Here is a 17,408-nt window from a genome sequence, read left to right as displayed (position 1 = left end):
ATTGTAAATTTACATGATTGTCTAAGTAAAACGATAAATTGTAATGATATTTTAACGTGATTGTTATGAGTTTTCCTACTTATTATGTTTTCTATTTTCAAATTTTGTCAAAATCAGCCTACGAATTACTGCAATATTCTGAAATAGTCGTACTCCAAAGGCAAAAATTGCAGCTAAATACAAATCTACACCTATATGAACTCCTAAAAAAGCCAATCCTGCTGCTAAAATTATATTAAAGAAAAACCCTGAAATAAATACTTTATCGTCATATACTTGTTGTAGTTGTGCGCGAATTCCGCCGACCATTGTATCGAGAGCAGCTAGTACAGCAATTGATAAATAGTTTTCATAGACAGATGGAATTTGAATATCTGTTAAAATACCCAATACCACACCAAATATAAGTCCTAAAAGTGGTAACCACATATTCGCATCCCCTTCTATTTCTCAGTTAAATAATTACTTTTTTGTACGGTTACGACTGAGTTTATTCGTACATTTTTTTCTGCTTCATGAATTGTCAATACAAGATTGTCGATATAGAATTCATCCTGAAATGAAGAAGCCAATAAATGATTCTTTAACTTTTCAGCTTGCTCATAAGTAGGTGTTATCACATTTATTTCTATATTAGTTTCCCCTATTGGCTCACTATTTATAGTTGTATGTCCGTTAATATCACGAATGGCGGTATTATATGTCAACCTTTTGTCATCAATTTCAATTGCATGTGCATTACTGCGGTATAAATCGTTAACAAGGCGAATTAATAATTCAGGGGATACAGGCTTGATTTCATAACCAAAGTCCATTAGCTCCTGTGAAGGTTCGATGCTCAATGTCAAACCTGGTCCGCTTATTGGTAAAATACCTGCACGTTCTTTTAAATTATTTACTGTTTGTTCTAACAGAATTTCAGGATTATTAAATTCCGCATCTTCATATTTACTTACTGTTTCAGACAGGTCGCTAATTGCTGTCAGAAGCTCTGAATGCCGCTCCTGTTCCACTGAAAGTTGTTGACGTATTTCCCATATATCTACTGTGTTACGTTCAGCCGGGCTTTGAACAGTGTTGTATTGCACCGCCAGCATAAAGCCAATGATGAACGAGATCATCGTAATATTACGGTACATTTTTTTCGTCATCATCTTCCCTCCGATATTATGCCTTACTCATCGCTGATAGTTTTCATTTCTATTAAGTCGCTTTTTTCTACAGTCACGACAATCTGTTCATTGATCAACTGGTCAAATACCCCACCTGACAATTCCAATGAGGAGACTAACACCTCTTGGTTACCTACTGCTTCTACTACAAATGGTGCTGGATACTGTTGCCCATCAACCGTAATAACTGGTCCGTTACAAATAATATACGAATTCGGTTTTAACCGCTGTCCGTTTATTGATATGGCCTCAGCCCCAGCAATTTTCAGTTCATTTAATAATTTAAATATGTGACTTTCGTGAACAATATACTCATTTGGATTCGTTGTATTGGAATTATAATCACCATCTCGTAGCGTAACTTTAATGCCTTGTCCTACTCCAGCCGATAATCCTAATAATAATCGTAATTGTTCTGCATCCTGTCGATTTTGTTCATATTGAGCCTCATTAGAGGAAAATTGCTTTTCATATGCACGAATTTTATCTTCCAATTGCGCGAGTTCCTCTGCCAACTCTTTGTTGCGTTCCTTTTTTGCAATTAAATCTTCCCTATATTGATTTTCTTGCTCAAATTGTGGAGAGGCAGAACTTAACGTACGCTTGTCCTTTGATAAATTATAAGAAAAACCGATTATAAAACCGGTTATTATACATACTATTAGTAAAGCAATATATTTACGAGACAACAATAATGACTTTTTCTTAGGTTGTTTTCTGTTGTTGTTTTCGTTATTCATCATTTTCTACTTCCAGTTGCCCCCCTTCTTCGGTCTCAGCACTGCCTTCATCATTTAGATCCAGGTTTTCTGAATCTTTGTCAACTAAAGAATATTCATCTGAAAAAGGTCTGTAGTAAGAACCAACTTCAATATCTACAACCCCTTTTTCAAATACTTCCTCATTTTCGATTTGGGCAACGATTGACGGATAGTAATTGAGCTTTTCGGCTAGAGTATTCGCATCTGCCCGAACTTCATAACCATCATTCATATAAAGCGTTATCGAATAGGGATCGGCTTCGGAAGGGTTTGCATTGATTTGAGATATAAGTGACAATACCTCAGGCTTCAATTTTGCAAGCTCCTTTAATAGCTTTTTCCGTAAAGACTCATCTTCAAATTTCAAAAAAATTGGCGCATCGATTGGAACAATTGCATTGGGTTCATTAAAAACAACCCCATTATCAAGCATGGGGTAAAATTCCCCATCCTTTGATATATAGGCTACTTTTTGCCATTCCTCGACAGTGATTTCAACTTCATTTAAAAACTTCCGTCGTACCTCTACAGACTTCACCCATTCATGCTGAGCAATCTTTTGCTGCACATCTGGAATTTTAAATCCCCATAAGGAATCATCGATATTTAAATTCGTCTGTTCAATATAAAATGTGTCTTCTTTAAGCTGTGCACCCTTTATATTGATTTTTTTAATATCACTATAAGGTAATTGAAAATAAAGAAGTATCATGATGACGAAAAGAAATACCGTAACTAATGCAAGAAATTTTAAATTTGTACGGCGTCTTCTACGTTTTTTCATTGTAGGTACACGCTCTGTAATATCGATTATCTTTTCCATCATCTGTTTACTCCTTTCTTTTATCATTTGAAAGATTCAAAATGAGCGCTACGGTGACCCATATTACGACTAACGAAGTTCCCCCATAGCTTATAAATGGCAATGTTACTCCCGTTACAGGTAATAAATTTATGACAACACCGATATTAAGACCTGCCTGCACAGCAATCATCGTTGTTAATCCGCATATTGCATAAAAGTGAAAAACATGATCACACTGTAAAGCCAATCGATAACCAAATACTAAAAAGCACGCAAAAATAAGCAGTAGTCCCATCCCACCAACAAGTCCGATTTCCTCTAAAATAATTGCGAAAATAAAATCATTCTGCGGTTCTGGTAAATATAAATACTTTTGTCTGCTTTTTAATAAGCCATGTCCAAATAATCCTGCGGGACCTATTGCAAATAAGGATTGTACTGCCTGGAATCCACTGCCCAAAGGATCGGCCCATGGATTGATAAATGCTTCAATACGTTTTAGCCGGTATGGGGCGGCAATGATTAACCCGACCAATCCAGCCATTCCTAGACTTATTAGAATGACATATAGGCGTATCGGATATTGAGCAATAAAAAATACAATTAAAACGACGACGACTAAAATGAATACAGCACCAAAATCTGGTTGTAGCATAATAAGAGCGGATGGAATCATTAAAATCATAAAATGTTTCCATTGAACAATTCGTTCATACGATTTCCGCTGTGATAACAATGCGCTAATATAAATAATTGTGGTCACTTTGGCGATTTCAGCAGGTTGAACAGTTAATGGACCTATGCCAATCCAGCTTTGTGAGCCATTTCTAACGATTCCGATACCAGGAATCATTACTGCAACAAGTAACACTAACGAGACAATATAGAGCATACCCCATATTTTTTGACTTCTTAATAATTCCCAATTCATCATTGCTATGCAAATAAATAGCGCAATAATAAAATAAATGGCCTGCTTTTGGTAAAATGGGGTTTGTCCAGTATAGTGAACATTACCCCAATATGTACCAGCAGAAAATATAAAAACAATCCCTATAATTGACAAAACGATTGAACTTATAAAAAAATATTGTTGTAACTTTTGTGACAGTGTAACTATCCTTTCTTATGAAAGTTTCATAACACGATCAATAAATAAGTCGCCACGAATTTCAAAGCTCGCATGTTGATCCCAACTTGCACATGCAGGTGACAATAAAATGATGTCACCTTCCTCAGATATTTTTGCCCCGTAACCGACTGCATCCTCTACATCAATTGCACGTACAATATTTGTAATGCCACATGACTTTGCAAATTCAATTAAGCGAAGTGCAGTTTCCCCAAATGCGACAACTGCTTTTACGCGTGTCATTTCCTTACGAAGCTCTTCAAATGAATGCCCACGATCCAATCCACCGGCCAACAAAACAATTGGACTGTTAAAGGCAGCTAAAGCGCTTTTTGTTGCCAGTACATTCGTTGCCTTTGAATCATTATAAATTTTTCGTCCTTGCCATTCTCGTACAAATTGTGTACGGTGGCGAACACCTGCAAAGGTTGCAAGCACTTCCTGAATCGCTTCAATAGGACAGTTTTGCAGCTTAGCGGCCGCAACGGCACATAATATATTTTCTAGATTATGATCACCGGGTAAAACGATTTGTTCACGACTTAATATCGCTTCTCCGTACCAGTAAATATTTTTTTCATCTGCACTAATGCCATGATCTGACTGGCCTTTTGTAGTGAAAGGTATTAGTTGAGCTTTTGACTTACTTGCATATTCAGCAACAATTTGCTGATCCGCATTATAAATAAAATAGTCGTCACTCGTTTGATTGCGTGTTATACCGAATTTAGCTTCTGCATATTCCTTAAATGTCCCATGATAATCTAAATGGGCTTCATAAAGATTTGTTAAAATGGCAATGCGTGGGCGGAAAGTTCGTGTACCCATTAATTGGAATGAGGATAATTCTGTGACAATAACTTCATCCTCACTTGCTTCTGCTGCAACGCCACAAGCCACAGTTCCGATATTGCCGGCAATTAATGGCTTTAACTGACCAGCTCTTAACATTTCATAAAGTAAAGTCGTTGTCGTCGTTTTACCATTCGAACCCGTAATACCGATGAAAGGTGCTTCACTTACTAAATAAGCAAGTTCCATTTCTGTAATGACTGGCAAGCCCTTTTCAATAGCATCTGCAATAATCGGGTTTGTATAGGGAATACCTGGATTTTTAACGACAAGTTCAAACCCTTCATCCAACAAATCCTCTGGATGTCGTCCGCAAATCACCGTAATTCCTTTTGATAATAGCTCTTGCGCCTCGGGATTTGCATCAAATGGTTTTGCATCATTTACTGTTACAAATGCTCCTAATTGATGAAGTAGCTCAGCTGCCGCAACTCCACTTTTTGCTAAACCTAACACTAGTACTTTTTTTGATTGCAATCCTTCATACTCCATCATAATAACGCCTCCGCTAAAACTGCTATAAGTGCTACGACACAACCAGTCGACCAAAATACAATAACTACTTTCCATTCAGACCATCCTGATAATTCAAAGTGATGATGAATAGGACTCATTTTAAAAATACGTTTTTTACGAAGTTTATAACTTCCTACCTGCAAAATAACCGACAATGTTTCGATGACAAATACAAGACCGATTAATAATAACAACAGCTCTTGCTTTACTAAAACCGAAATCATTGCCAATGCACCACCAAGCGCAAGAGATCCTGTATCTCCCATAAATACTTTTGCCGGGTTTGCATTGAAAATTAAAAATCCAAGCAGAGCACCTGTTACAGCAAATGCAAATAGCGCAATATCGGCTTGCTCGTTAAACAGTGCAATAACACCGAATGCTGCAAACGCGATTGAAGCCGTACCTGATACAAGTCCGTCTAAGCCATCTGTTAGATTGACTGCATTTGAAAACCCTACTAACCAAAAAATTAAGAAACCTACATACAAGATTCCTAGGTCTATGGATATATCTGTATATGGAATACCTACAGATGTGTCAAAAGATCCTAAACGTAATAGTAAAAATGCTGCGATTGCAATTGCGATTTGACCAATTAACTTTTGTAGTGAAGTTAATCCTAAATTACGTTTAAAAATAACTTTTAATCCATCATCCAAAAAGCCAATTACCCCAAATCCAACTAAAACAAGTAATAGTACAACCGTTTGTGTTGTAAATAAGTCAAAAATTATCGCGACAACTATTGTCGAAATTATAATGGCTAATAAGAAAATTAATCCACCCATTGTAGGTGTCCCAGCTTTTTTCATATGGGATTGAGGGCCTTCTTCACGTATGCTTTGCCCGAACTTCAATCTTCGTAAAAGCGGTATACCTATTGGTGCTAAAATGACCGTCAATAAAAATGATGAAAAAAGTATGGTCAATGTTGTTGATAATGTCATAATATATCTCCTTTAAAACTTCTGTCTGGATATGATGGATCGTTTGATTTTTCAACGGTTTGTATTTAATATGTTATTGTGAAAAAACAACCCTCACTATAATAGTTGTTTTAGCTGAATTTTAAAAGGCTGAAATCCAATTTAATTTCCTAAATATAAATGAACAATGTCGGTTTGAAGAATTTGGCTATCAGGCGGTGGAACTTGCTCGATTATTTCATTTCCTTCTCCATGCCATTGAATTCTATAAGGATACAAATTCGGTATAATCTTTTCCTTTGTCAACCCAACAAAATTTGGTATGCGCTCTGTCAATTCATCGCCCCAAACGTAGTTTCGTTCTATTTGATTCTCTTGCTTTTCTATATTGTACAGCGGTGCCGCGTCTTCGATAATACGCCCGACAATCGGTGCAGCAATTACACTACCAAACTGCAATGAACTTTTCGGGTTATCTACCGCTACATAAACAATAATTTCCGGATCATTCGCAGGTGCAAAACCGATGAAAGAAACGATATAATCTCCATCCTTATAACGTCCATTCTCAACCTTTTGGGCAGTTCCAGTTTTTCCTGCAATACGTAATCCATCCCGGAAAGCTTGACGACCGGATCCTTTTGCTACAACAAGCTCTAAAGCATTACGGACTTTCTCCGATGTTTCTTCACTAACTACCTGGGCTTTCACCTCAGGTTTCTGCTCCATAATCACTTCATTTGTATTTCCATCCAAAATTTTTGCTACCGTATACGGCTTATACAGTGTGCCACCATTGATAGCAGCTGCTACCGCTTGCATTTGTTGGATTGGCGTTACGGAAACACCTTGACCAAAGGACGTAGTAGCGTGTTCTACAGGACCAAATGCCTCTTTTGAAAACAATATTCCTGAAGATTCACCCGCAATATTGGATCCCGTTTTTTTACCGAAACCAAATCGATGGATATACTCGAGTAATTTATCCGAGCCAATTCGTTGTCCAAGCTCGACAAATCCAGGGTTACAGGAGTTTTGGACAACTTCATAAAATGTTTGGTGTTTATGCCCTTCACGTTTCCAGCAACGTAAACGTGCTCCTTCAACCATTGTATAGCCTGCATCATGAAAATGGTCATGTTCCATATCTACAACGCCCTCTTCAATAGCCGCACTCAAAGTAATGATTTTAAACGTTGAACCTGGCTCATACGACATAAATACTGGAAGATTACGATTGTATATACTTGGATCCACTTCTGAAAACTTGGTTGGATCATACGTCGGGAAAGAAGCAAGAGCCAGTATTTCCCCACTGTTCGGATTCATGGCAATAGCCAGCGCCTGATCAGCATCGTATTCCACCATTGCCTGCGACAATTCCCGTTCGACAATCTTTTGGAGTTTTAAATCAATAGTTAGCTGGATTGTTGCTCCATCCTTACCGTTTTTCCATTCGTCATCTACATGTTCTAACGTATTTCCTTTTGCATCAGTAAATAATCGAATTGCTGCATTCGAGCTTTTTAATAATTCATTATATTCGTATTCAATTCCTGCTAGCCCTTGATTATCAACACCTGTAAAACCTAAAAAACGCGCCAATAAGTTCCCATGCGGATAGGACCTCACATAATCAACTCCACTGTACAAGCCTGGAATTTGCATTTGTTGGATTGCCACTGCTTGATCATATGAAATATTTTTTGCTTCCGGTGCTATTTTCACTAAAGAAATACGTTGCTCTAATCTTTTTAAAATTTTGGCACGATCTTTGTTCAGCACTTTGGAAATGGCATCTGCTACATATTCTTTATCTTCATTTTGCGATGGCATGAAATACAACGTTGGCGCTAATTCATTCGAAACGATGACTTCTTCGTTTCGATCGGTAATTTTCCCTCGCTCCGCATGGAATGGAATTTCCCGGTCCCAATTCTCTTTCGCCATTGTCGAAAGCTTATCGTACTGAATCACTTGAACGGACACTAACTTAACAAAAATCGCCACGCCGTATACTACTAGTGCGATGGCGATCCATGTTAAGCGTTTTTTTGATTTCGTTGTTACCCACTTCATATTATGACACCTCACCTAAAATAGCGTATGTTATAAATGAAGTTTGTATTCAACTCTATCTAATCTTGTGGAAGTTCTTCTTCAATTTCTTCGTCTACCATTTCCATATCTTCTGCTGGTGGTGTCGAATGTTTCTCTTCAGGTGTTTTAAGCTTTACTACGATTGGTGCATCGTCAACAACTACCGTCCCTTGGGATATACTCTGACTTTCTACATACCCTTCACCAACAATTTCAATCGGCAGTTTTGACAATGATTTATAGACAAGCAGATTACGTAAAGACCAGCTTTCAAATGAAGGTACCGTTATGTCGCCATTTGTTTTTAAAAATACAATACTTCCTTTTGTTAACGAAGTATCGGAGGCTGGGAACTGTTCTGAGATTTCTCCCCCTTGACCGATTACTACCGGTTGTAGCCCTTCTGCCTGTAGTTTAGTCATTACCGAGTCAGTTTGTTGTCCTATATAATCCGCAATTTTGCTCGTTTGCACTTCAGCTACATCTGTTGGATTTATATTCATGTATTTCAAACTATTTAATATAACTGAGTTAAATACCTGGGATACAGGATCAGAACCGATTTCTGTATCTGCAAGTTTTGGTTTCGCTACGGATATAAACATAACTAACTGTGGGTCTTCCATAGGTGCCATTCCTAAAAATGAATAAAGGAATTCATTTTTCCCCCAGTCATAACCTACACCACTTGCTTTAGGCATTTGCGCTGTTCCCGTTTTTCCGGCTACTTTATAACCTTCGATTTGGAAACGTTTCGCATTCCCTGCTTCCCCATAAACTGTAGAAGCTAAAAGCTCCCTTGTTTTTTTTGCTGTATCTTCAGAAATAGGTTGTCCTTTTTTTGTAGGCTCCGAATCTTCTACAATCTCACCTGTATTTGGATTTACTATTTTATCAATGACATATGGTTGCATCATCTCACCATTATTCGCAATTGCAGTTATTCCTTGAATTAACTGAATTGGTGTAACTGTAGAGCCTTGTCCAAATGTTGTTGTATATTTTTCCAAAGGATAACGGGAGTTAATAATTCCACTTGCTTCATTTGGAAGGTCAATACCCGTTTTTTGACCGAAGCCAAATTCCTTAATATAGCTCTCGTACGTTTCCCACCCCATAATATCAAGCAAATTTGTCATTGCTGTATTTGATGAGCGTTGGAAACCTTCTAAATAGGAAATTGGCCCCCATCCATACCGATTATGGTCACGTATAGTATCTTTATAAACTTTATACTGGCCCGACTGGTATGTGGCATTTGGGTACCAATTTTGAGAATCGATTGCTGCTGCAACCGTAAATGTTTTAAAAGTAGAACCTGGCTCAATCGTGTTTTCTATCACATCGTTCAGCCAGTTGCCATCCAATCCTTCACGTGTATCCGGGTTAAATGTTGGCCGTTGTGACATTGCCAATATCTCTCCTGTTTTAGGATTTGCAACGACAGCAACCATTGACTGGGGTTTGTACTGATCATTTACACGGGACATCGCCTCATCCAAAAAGTTTTGAATGGTTTTATCGATTGTCAAATAAATGTCATTACCATCTTGTGCATCCTGTATAATTTTATCGCTATTTGGCAATAAATAATTACGAGCATCTCGTTGGTATGACAATTTACCATCTTTACCTGTTAACTGCTCATTATAAATAGATTCAAGCCCCATTTTGCCTACGACAGAGGAATTCCCTTTATCATCCGTTTCGCGCAATGCAAAACCGATTAGATGGGATGCGAAGGCACCATTTGGATAATAGCGCTTTTTGTCGCTATATAAAATAATCCCAGGTAATTTAAGTTCTTCGATTTTCTTTTTCACTTCATGACTGATCCCGCGCCCCGCAAGTCCAAATTCAACTTGATATGTGTTTGTTCCAGACTTTGGAGTTAGTCTGGCCAATATTTTTTCTTCATCCATCGGGATAAATTGCGCTAACAATTTGGCTGTTTCTGCCTTATCCACAACATGGCGAGGTTTATTTTTATTTTCTGTTGCAGATTCATTAATCACGGCAACAAGTCGATAGCTTAGCGTATCTTCAGCAATTACATTTTCATTGCGATCTAGGATTTTCCCACGGTCTGCCGATAGTACATAACCCGTCTCGTACCTTGCTAAAGCTTCAGCTTCCAACTCATGCCCTTTCACTACCCCTGTAGCCTGTATCGAAACGAAGCGCCAATATAATAGTAAAAAGAGCCCCCCAAAGATTAAAAACATTAGAAAGGCTCCATACTGGTAACGAAATCTTCTCTTTTTCATTCCCCCGGCACTACCTTCACATTTTTCTCATTAAGTGTTAATCCGAGTTCTTTCGCTTTTTCCCAAATACGTTGATGAGTGGAGCGTTCACTTACTTGTACTTTTAAATCAGTATTATTATTATTTACCTCTGCTATGTCTCGTTCAATTGATTGGATTTCCATACTAAGTGTTTGGATTTCTCCTTGAGTATGTAATATGGAAACAGCGAAAGATGCTACTATGACTGTAAAGATTACGAACAAAAACTTTTCCTGAACAGAAAAAAACTTTAATTTCGGCTTTTTTCTTACGACAGGTTGTCTTTGTTCTTGCTGCTGATGTTGAGGTAGTTCTGGCTGCTGTTGAACATAAACTTGCCTAGCTCTTAATGCCATTTATTACCCACGTCCTTTGTCGTTAATTTTTTCAGCGATGCGCAATTTTGCTGAACGTGAACGATTATTCGCAGCTAACTCCTCGTCTGTTGGTAGAATCGGCTTTCTCGTCACTAATTTAAGAATAGGTTTCATATGCTCCGGAATAACCGGCAATCCATGAGGTAAATCCGGTAGTGATGAAGCCTCTTTAAATAGAGTTTTTGTCAAACGATCTTCTAATGAATGGAATGTGATGACACTAATACGACCACCAATTTTCAATAAATCGATTGCATCTACTAATGAATCTTCTGCTGCACCTAACTCATCATTTACTGCAATTCGAATCGCCTGGAAGATTCGTTTTGCGGGATGTCCACCTTTTCGACGTGCTGGAGCTGGAATACCATCTTTAATAAGCTCTACCAATTGTCCTGTCGTTTCAATTGGTGCAATTTCACGAGCCTGTTCAATTTTACGCGCAACTTGTTTTGAAAACTTTTCTTCTCCATACCGGAAAAAAATGCGAACTAGATTTTCGTATGACCATTCATTCACTACATGATATGCACTGATTTCTGCCGTTTGGTCCATACGCATATCAAGTGGCGCGTCATGGTGGTAACTAAATCCTCGTTCTGGTGTATCAAGTTGTGGTGATGAGACACCTAAATCATATAAAATTCCATCTACTTGATGTATATTCAATTTGTGTAATTCCTCTTTTAAGTAACGGAAATTTGAGTGTACGAATATAACACGATCTAAATAATCGGCTAACCGTACTTTAGCGTTTTCAATGGCTATTGTATCCTGATCAAAACAGATCAAACGGCCGTTTTCTGACAATTGCTGTACAAGGTATTCACTATGTCCTGCACCACCTAATGTGCAATCTACATAAATACCGTCCGGATTGATGTTCAACCCATCAACAGTTTCTTTCAATAATACAGTTGTATGATCGAACATATTTTAAAGCACCTCTTACTTAGTAGTTAAAAATCAAAACCAATTAAATTCTCTGCTATGTCACCAAAAGATTCAGCAGATTGATCGAAGTATTGCTGCCAAGCATCTTTAGCCCAAATTTCAATCTTACTCGATACTCCTAAAACAACGCATTCTTTTTCAAGATTAGCGTAACCGATTAGTGTAGATGGAATGTTAATTCGGCCTTGCTTGTCCACTTCTACCTCTGTTGCACCCGAAAAGAAAAACCGTGCAAAGGCACGAGCATCCTTTTTCGTCATTGGTAAATCTTTTAATTTTTCTTCGAGTTTTCGCCATTCATCCATAGGATATCCAAAAATACATTGATCTAGCCCACGCGTTAGTACAAAGTGTTCGCCAAGCGATTCTCTAAACTTTGCAGGGACAATCATTCGACCTTTTGCATCAATAGAATGTTGATATTCTCCCATGAACATGCTACTCACCCCACTTTAATAAATAATGTACCACATCCCCCCACTTTCCACCACTTATTTCATTACTTCTAATACCAATAAAAATAAATTAAGTAAATGAGCATATTCTCACACATATGTTCGGTGAAAAAAGACGCAAAAAAAGAGTTATCTTCATATGAGATAACTCTTGTTTCTTATAGGACAATAAGATGATGCTGATCTGAAATACTCATAGGTAGTTCCAATAAATCATCAATCAACGTTTCACCATAGGTATTAAGGAATAAATATGGGTTATAAAACCGTTCTTGATACTGGTTATTTGGATATAATAAAGCTTGGATAGTTTTGTAGTGCCGGATTTCCGTTTCATGCTTATCAACATTTTGCTTCTCAAGCTTCGTTTTCAAATATTCGAATTGTCTCTCATGGTAATTTTTATTCTTTTCTAATAAGTCTTCACCATGATAGTTTTCACTTCGTAAATAATCAGTAAGCTCTTCATAATGACGGTGCAATTGCATCTTCATTTGTTCAATGGAATTATTTATTCGATCATCTTTTAAGCTTTCCACAAATTGGTTCATCTTTTGTTCAGATTTATTTGTAAATACATCCGTTATCGATAGCTCTTTTTGCTTTAACAATGTCTCAACTTGACGAGTAACCAATGTCATACTTAATCTCGGTGCGAAAATCGGCATCTGCAGTTGCAATGTCTCAAAAGCAGGCTTTAATGTTGCCCAGTAGGCTAATTCACCAGGACCACCAACGAAAGCCAATACCGGGAGTGCCATTTCCTGCATTAAAGGGCGTGTTACAACATTGTTGCTTAGACTTTGAGGCGATTCGTTCGCAATAGCTAACAGCTCCTCTTTCGAAAATTTTACAGAAGCTGTGCTGTTTTTGAAGAAGTCTTTTTGGCGTTCCAATAAAAAACGCTCTCCTTCTCTAATGTAAAACAAATTCGCGTTTTGCTCTGTCGCTTCAATCGGTTTCGGATATCCCGCTTGAGCTAGCTTTTGTTCTTGAGCAAAGACACCTTTCGCAATTTGTTCATTATGCTCCACCAATTGCGCAAAGTACATTTTTTCATATTGTCTAAATGGCTCAAATGTAGCATCCAACATTAATAAACCATGCTTTTCAAACAAATCATTCATCAATAATGTGAAAAAGTCAGTAAATGTTTTACTATCTTTTGCATGCTGCAACACCTTTTTCAGTAAATCCTCTGTATATTGAGTTTCTCCAAAATCTTTAAAAACATTAACTATAAACTGCTCTAGGGCTTCGCCATTCAATTCAGTCGTAGAAGCCATTTTTTTCAGCTTAGAACGTTCACTATAGCCACGCTTTTTCATTTCTCCATTCACCATTGTGTACGTATGATTTATCTCTTCGATGTCATGATCTTCACCAGCAATCCAAAACATAGGTACAACTGGTGTATTTAAAGCTTTTCGTTGTTGTTCGGCAAGTAAAATGACCGAAATCGCTTTATGAACCGAGTAAAGTGGTCCCGTTAATAGGCCTGCTTGCTGACCGCCTACTACAACTACAGCTCCTTGCTCCAGTTCATTTAAGTAATGATTTGCTTTTTGCGATACGCCGTATTGTTCCATATAACTGCGTATCACTTGCGCTAATTCCTTTGAGCGGTATGAATGGTTTTTTAAATATTCGATTCTTTTCTCAAAAGATTCCACATTATATTTGTATTCAAAAAATGAATGTATATTAGCGCGTTCAGACCAATAATCTTCCAATAGCTTATTCGTCACGGGGGAATGGATTTGTTCTAGCTGCATGAAAATTCTCCTCTACTTCTCTCTTACTCAATTTTAAAACAATCTTATAAATGCTTTACTCTTCTTTTTGCCATTCACCTACAAGCAAAAAGAAACAGCAGCACGATTTAATCTATCATCATAAATACCATAACCGAATGGGTAATTCCAACAATCCATATCAGGAAATAACTGAAGCTGAACAACAGGAAATAAATACGCCAAATTTTCCTTAAAAGTGGCTTTATTTCAATCTCCTTCTTCGTTCGCCAATCAATATATGTAAAAATAATCGCAATAACTAGCACTATAATGAGCATTGGCATCATTACTCCAATATCCCACAGTCCTCTCATCGCAATCGGAATTGAAAAAAATAAAAGGAATGTCGTTATATCCGCTGCTAAGCCAATTGTTCTATTTTTTTTTATTCTAAGCTTACGGCAAACGGCCATTACGGCGATAAAAGCAATGATCGGACATAAAATAATTGTCGCAAACGCGAATTGAAGAAATACGATCACGTTTTTTCACCACTCTCTTCAAACGCTTTCACGAGTAAATAAAGCGTCTGTAAAATAGGCATTTTTTTATTATTTTGCTCTGCTTTTTTTAAAACCGCACCAGTAATTGTATCAATTTCCGTTTTCCGATTAGCTAATCTGTCAGCCAGCATGGATGAATTATTTTCCGCCGTCCGTTTACATAGCGCAACAACTTGATCAAATTGGAATGTGTTTTCAAATTGCGGAAATGTAAATATTATTTCACTGTATAGACTTTTCAACAACAAAAAAGTACTGTTGTCAGAGATCAATTGGCCATTCTTCACTTTCAGAATTGCGGTCAATGGATTGATAAAACAATTTAATAACGCTTTTTCCATCAGCATTGCTTCTGCATCATGCTCAAATATGATAGGAAGCTGCGCAGATGAAAGGTTTTCTAAAAAAACAAATTTTCCATTATCACCTTTAGCTACTGCAACTTTCATCACACCATTACCTTTATGCGCAACATGCGTTTCCGAAAGTTTCTGCGCCCCAAATTGAATTGAGCAAAACGCAATATTTTGCATTTTCAGTGCCAGCGCTTCATCATAATGAGCCAATCCGTTTTGCACAAACAAAACAGGAATGGAGTTTTTTACACCTTCCATACTTGCATACACTTCATTAAGTTGTCCATATTTTACAGCTACGATTATTAAATCAGCTTTATTTGAAACTGCCGAACTATACTTACATTGAATAGTAGTGAAAGTTTGATCCAAATTTGTACGTATATATATAAAATCAGTATCCACCTTTTGTTTTGATGATTTCCCGACAATATATACATCCATTTTCTTTTCCGTAAAATAACTTGCTAGTAATAAACCAACTGCACCTGCACCTATGATTTCAATTCGCATTTTATTATACCTCAAATTTATTTCGAATTAAAAAGGTCTGCCTTCAAGACAGACCTTCAGCTAACATTATTATACTGGATACACCGGATGTTTTCGATACGGTAATGCAATTTGTTTTGAATTATAGTAATTAAAACGTTGAATTAATGTATCGCGCAGTTGATTCGGAGCAACAATATCGTCGATTACCATTTCTGAAGCCAATTTATATAAATCAATTTCTTCTTTGTATTCTTCGATTTTTTGTTTTACAAATTGCACACGCTCTTTTGGATCCTCAATCGCTTCAATTTTATTTGAATAAACAGCATTTACAGCAGCTTCCGGTCCCATTACCGCAATTTGCGCAGTCGGTAATGCAATGACAGCATCAGGTTCGAATGCAGGACCACACATTGCATAAAGACCTGCACCATAGGCTTTACGAACAATAACTGAGATTTTCGGTACAGTCGCAGAACTCATTGCAGAAATGAATTTCGCACCATGTCGAATAATACCTGCCTTTTCAACTTTCGTACCAATCATAAAGCCTGGTACGTCCGCCAAAAATAAAAGTGGAATCGAAAATGCATCACATAATGTAATAAACTTCGCTGCTTTGTCTGCAGAATCTATAAACAATACGCCACCTTTAACTTTCGGCTGATTTGCAATAATTCCCACTACCTGACCATCTATACGAGCGAGACCGGTAATCAGCTCCGGTGCAAATAATTTTTTTATTTCAAAGAAACTGTTTTCATCTATTAATTGATCGATACAGTCATACATATCGAATGGTGCATTTTGATTTTCAGGAATAATTTCTTCCAACGTCTTACCACTTTTTGGCGACTTTGTTTCATCTACCGGTGGAAACTCTGCGAAGTTCGCAGGGAAATAGCTCACGTAACGTCTTGCTTCGAGTATTGCCTGTTCTTCATTCTCTGCTAATACATCTCCACAGCCACTTACGGTACAATGCATACGCGCTCCACCCATTTCTTCGAGCGAAACCTTTTCACCGATTACCTTTTCGGCCATTCTTGGAGATCCTAAGTACATTGAAGCATTGCCATCCACCATAATAACTATGTCGCAAAAGGCCGGAATATATGCCCCTCCTGCAGCAGATGGACCAAATAAAATACATATTTGAGGAATCATTCCACTCATACGTACTTGATTATGGAAAATTCGTCCTGCACCACGGCGCCCTGGAAACATTTCAAGCTGATCTGTAATTCGAGCACCTGCAGAATCAACTAAATAAAGCATTGGAACCTGCATTTTTTCTGCAGTCTCTTGAATACGGATAATTTTTTCTACTGTGCGTGAACCCCATGACCCGGCTTTAATTGTCGAATCATTCGCCATAACACAAACAGTCTGTCCATCAATTTGGCCAATCGCTGTTACGACACCATCTGCCGGTAAATCTCCAGCCTCACAATTGGCAAAACGAGCATCTTCTTCATATTTTCCATCGTCAAATAGTTGCTTTAAGCGCTCACGGACAAAAAGTTTGTTAGTTTCTTTTAACTTTTCATGATATTTCTGTTGTCCGCCTGCATATATTTCTTCTACTTTTTTCTGTAAATGCTCATTATAAGTAGGCTGTGTCATTATCATTCCTCCGTTGCTTATGCTAGTTCTACTAATACATCATTCTCTTCGACAAAATCTCCTTCAGCAACTACAACTTTCGCCACTGTTCCATCTGATTCTGCATCATGAGCTATTTCCATTTTCATTGATTCTAGAATAATAAGTGTTTGCCCCTTTGTCACACTGTCCCCTTCTTTAACACTCACTTCAAATACCGTACCTGCCATTTGTGCTTTAACTTCCGCCATACTAAAAGGCCCCCTTGTTAGAAGATATTTGCGCATTATTACGCTATGTTTCTACTTCTAT

At 37.5% G+C, this 17,408-nt stretch carries 17 protein-coding genes; all 17 read right to left on the bottom strand.

The features are described 5' to 3' along the window. Positions 1 to 75: 75 nt before the first annotated feature. Positions 76 to 429, bottom strand: coding sequence for a small basic family protein (locus MHH95_RS08550; protein WP_191698495.1), 354 nt, complete (start codon positions 427 to 429; stop codon positions 76 to 78). 14 nt (positions 430 to 443) lie between these two features. Next, positions 444 to 1,151 carry a DUF881 domain-containing protein gene (locus MHH95_RS08545; RefSeq protein ID WP_340727158.1) on the bottom strand — a complete coding sequence of 236 codons (708 nt, stop codon included), beginning with the start codon at positions 1,149 to 1,151 and terminating at the stop codon, positions 444 to 446. A gap of 23 nt (positions 1,152 to 1,174) precedes the next feature. Beyond that, positions 1,175 to 1,912 (bottom strand): DUF881 domain-containing protein, encoded by a 738-nt coding sequence (locus MHH95_RS08540; protein ID WP_445682996.1) that lies wholly within the window; start codon positions 1,910 to 1,912, stop codon positions 1,175 to 1,177. Continuing rightward, a complete protein-coding gene (locus tag MHH95_RS08535; RefSeq protein ID WP_340727320.1) occupies positions 1,905 to 2,756 on the bottom strand; it encodes a cell division protein FtsQ/DivIB in 852 nt (283 codons plus the stop codon). Before MHH95_RS08535 ends, MHH95_RS08540 begins: the two co-directional genes overlap by 8 nt. A gap of 7 nt (positions 2,757 to 2,763) precedes the next feature. Next, complete coding sequence (ftsW, locus tag MHH95_RS08530; RefSeq protein WP_445683004.1) at positions 2,764 to 3,819, bottom strand: putative lipid II flippase FtsW; 1,056 nt, start codon at positions 3,817 to 3,819, stop codon at positions 2,764 to 2,766. A 45-nt stretch (positions 3,820 to 3,864) separates the two neighbouring features. Further along, a complete protein-coding gene (gene murD, locus MHH95_RS08525) occupies positions 3,865 to 5,217 on the bottom strand; it encodes a UDP-N-acetylmuramoyl-L-alanine--D-glutamate ligase (RefSeq protein ID WP_340727156.1) in 1,353 nt (450 codons plus the stop codon). Then, positions 5,214 to 6,188 carry a phospho-N-acetylmuramoyl-pentapeptide-transferase gene (gene mraY / locus MHH95_RS08520; protein ID WP_340727155.1) on the bottom strand — a complete coding sequence of 325 codons (975 nt, stop codon included), beginning with the start codon at positions 6,186 to 6,188 and terminating at the stop codon, positions 5,214 to 5,216. Before mraY ends, murD begins: the two co-directional genes overlap by 4 nt. Positions 6,189 to 6,329: 141 nt before the next feature. Beyond that, the gene (locus MHH95_RS08515; protein ID WP_340727154.1) at positions 6,330 to 8,246 is read right to left on the bottom strand and encodes a peptidoglycan D,D-transpeptidase FtsI family protein; all 1,917 of its coding nucleotides are present in this window, start codon (positions 8,244 to 8,246) and stop codon (positions 6,330 to 6,332) included. Between the two features lie 59 nt (positions 8,247 to 8,305). Beyond that, complete coding sequence (locus MHH95_RS08510; protein WP_340727153.1) at positions 8,306 to 10,492, bottom strand: penicillin-binding protein; 2,187 nt, start codon at positions 10,490 to 10,492, stop codon at positions 8,306 to 8,308. Between the two features lie 38 nt (positions 10,493 to 10,530). Beyond that, positions 10,531 to 10,911: a cell division protein FtsL gene (gene ftsL / locus MHH95_RS08505; RefSeq protein ID WP_191698502.1), complete on the bottom strand. Its 381-nt coding sequence runs from the start codon at positions 10,909 to 10,911 to the stop codon at positions 10,531 to 10,533. Between the two features lie 3 nt (positions 10,912 to 10,914). After that, positions 10,915 to 11,865: a 16S rRNA (cytosine(1402)-N(4))-methyltransferase RsmH gene (gene rsmH / locus MHH95_RS08500; RefSeq protein WP_340727152.1), complete on the bottom strand. Its 951-nt coding sequence runs from the start codon at positions 11,863 to 11,865 to the stop codon at positions 10,915 to 10,917. 26 nt (positions 11,866 to 11,891) lie between these two features. Beyond that, positions 11,892 to 12,323 carry a division/cell wall cluster transcriptional repressor MraZ gene (gene mraZ, locus MHH95_RS08495; RefSeq protein WP_191698504.1) on the bottom strand — a complete coding sequence of 144 codons (432 nt, stop codon included), beginning with the start codon at positions 12,321 to 12,323 and terminating at the stop codon, positions 11,892 to 11,894. A gap of 176 nt (positions 12,324 to 12,499) precedes the next feature. Then, entirely contained in the window at positions 12,500 to 14,116 is a 1,617-nt protein-coding gene (bshC, locus tag MHH95_RS08490; RefSeq protein ID WP_340727151.1) for a bacillithiol biosynthesis cysteine-adding enzyme BshC, read from the bottom strand. Positions 14,117 to 14,223: 107 nt separating this feature from the next. Further along, positions 14,224 to 14,619, bottom strand: coding sequence for a DUF3397 domain-containing protein (locus MHH95_RS08485; RefSeq protein ID WP_191698506.1), 396 nt, complete (start codon positions 14,617 to 14,619; stop codon positions 14,224 to 14,226). Further along, positions 14,616 to 15,509 carry a ketopantoate reductase family protein gene (locus tag MHH95_RS08480; protein ID WP_340727150.1) on the bottom strand — a complete coding sequence of 298 codons (894 nt, stop codon included), beginning with the start codon at positions 15,507 to 15,509 and terminating at the stop codon, positions 14,616 to 14,618. Before MHH95_RS08480 ends, MHH95_RS08485 begins: the two co-directional genes overlap by 4 nt. A 69-nt stretch (positions 15,510 to 15,578) precedes the next feature. Beyond that, positions 15,579 to 17,117 carry an acyl-CoA carboxylase subunit beta gene (locus MHH95_RS08475; RefSeq protein ID WP_340727149.1) on the bottom strand — a complete coding sequence of 513 codons (1,539 nt, stop codon included), beginning with the start codon at positions 17,115 to 17,117 and terminating at the stop codon, positions 15,579 to 15,581. 17 nt (positions 17,118 to 17,134) lie between these two features. Beyond that, positions 17,135 to 17,347: a biotin/lipoyl-binding carrier protein gene (locus MHH95_RS08470; RefSeq protein ID WP_191698509.1), complete on the bottom strand. Its 213-nt coding sequence runs from the start codon at positions 17,345 to 17,347 to the stop codon at positions 17,135 to 17,137. Positions 17,348 to 17,408 lie beyond the last annotated feature (61 nt).

Source organism: Solibacillus sp. FSL K6-4121 (genome assembly GCF_038002585.1).
Taxonomy (GTDB): Bacteria; Bacillota; Bacilli; order Bacillales_A; family Planococcaceae; genus Solibacillus; species Solibacillus faecavium.
This window is presented reverse-complemented; position numbering and strand designations above follow the sequence as displayed.